Here is a 1,744-nt window from a genome sequence, read left to right on the forward strand (position 1 = left end):
TTCGGCGACCCACCCGCGGTTCGTGTTGGGCGTGACGCTCGTCCTGACGGTCGCCTTCGGTCTCCAGTTCCCGAAGATCAGGATCGACACGGACCCCAAGAACATGCTTCCGGAGACCTCCCAGGTCCGGCGGTACAACGACCAGGTCGAGGGGTGGTTCGGACTGCACCCCGACGTGATCGTCGTGGGGATACGGAATGAACGAGGTCTCTTCAACACCGGAAGCCTCCGGCGGATCGAGCGGATCACGGACGAGATCCTTTCGCTTCCCGGCGTCGTCGCGCGGGACGTGATCGGCCTACCCACGGTGGACGACGTGACCGTGGACGGGGAGGCCCTCCGGGCACAGCCACTCCTTGGCCGGGTCCCCGAAAGTGAGGAGGACCTTGCCGCGCTGAAGAAGCAGATTACAAGCAACCCCCTCGTGGTCAACCGACTCGTGTCCGCCGATGGGAAGATGTCGGCGATCTACGTTCCCATCGAGAAGGGAGCCAACGGGAAGATCGTCGCGGACCGTATCAAGGAAATCGTCTCCGCGGAGAAAGGTCCGGAGCGGTTCTTCGTTGCCGGCGACCCCGTTGCCCGCGACACCTTCGGCATCGAGATGTTCCGCCAGATGGCCTGGTTCTCCCCCCTTGCGGGGATGGTGATGATGGTCGCGCTCTACTTCATGTTCCGCAGCGCAATCCTGGTAATCGCGAACATGGCCGTGGCGATGATCTCCATCATATGGGCGTTGGGGTTATTTATCGGGCTGGGGGTGCCGATCCACATCATGGCCTCGATGGCCCCCGTTTTCCTGATGGCCATCAGCACCGACACCGTGCACATCTTCAACGAGTTCTACTTCCGGTACAAGGACATACGCGACAAGCGGGAGGCGGTCCTCCAGACGATGGAGGCCACCGGCGCCCCGATCGCCTATTCGGATCTCACTACGGCGGCGGGCTTCGCCTCGCTGGCCGTGGGCCCCATCGTACCGGTGAAAATCTTCGGCCTCCTGGTGGCCTTCGGGACCCTCGTCATCCTCCTGATGAGCTTCACCCTGGTTCCCGCCTTGATGGCCCTGATGAAGGAGGAGCGCATCGAGCGGGTGAACCTCAGGAAGGATCCGGGCGGGGTCGTCTCCCGGTGGCTTTACGGCGTGGGCCGCTTCGCGACGGGCCGCAAGACGGCCGTGGTCCTCGCGGGAGCCCTGCTCATCGCCGTCTCGGCCGTGGGGATCGCGCGGATCCGGGTCAACAACAACATGATCCACTGGTTCAAGACCGGAAGCGAGGTGCGGAAGGCCGACCGGATTTTGAACGAAAGCCTGGGAGGGACGGCCTCCCTGTACCTTGTCGCCGACGCGAAAGACGATGGAGGGATCGCAGATCCCCGGGTTTTGCAGTCGCTGGATGGGCTCCAGAAAGAAATTGAAAAGCAATATCCCGTGGGGAAGACCGTCTCCGTGGCCGACTACGTGAAGCGGGTCAACCGGGTCCTTCACGACGATGACCCCGCCTACGAAACCGTTCCCGACTCCCGGGAGACGATCGGCCAGTATCTTCTCCTTTTTAGCATGGCGGCCAAGGCGAGGGACCTGAACAACGTCATCGACTATCCATACCGGAAAGCGAACGTGGTCGTCCAGCTCAAGTCCTGGGACGCCGTGGACACGAAGGCCCTCCTCGAAAAGATCCGAGGCGATCTCCGGGCGAATCCCATCCCTGGGGTCGAGATCAGGCCGGCAGGGATCGCCTAT

General features: G+C 62.7%; 1 protein-coding gene. It reads left to right on the forward strand.

Features of this window, described 5'->3' with window-relative positions; genetic code table 11:
* Positions 1-1,744, forward strand: a 1,744-nt coding sequence (locus VJ307_03250; GenBank protein HJX73148.1) for an MMPL family transporter, incomplete at both ends; no start/stop codon positions are given.

It is taken from the genome of Candidatus Deferrimicrobiaceae bacterium (genome assembly GCA_035256765.1).
Lineage (GTDB): Bacteria > Desulfobacterota > Deferrimicrobia > Deferrimicrobiales > Deferrimicrobiaceae > CSP1-8.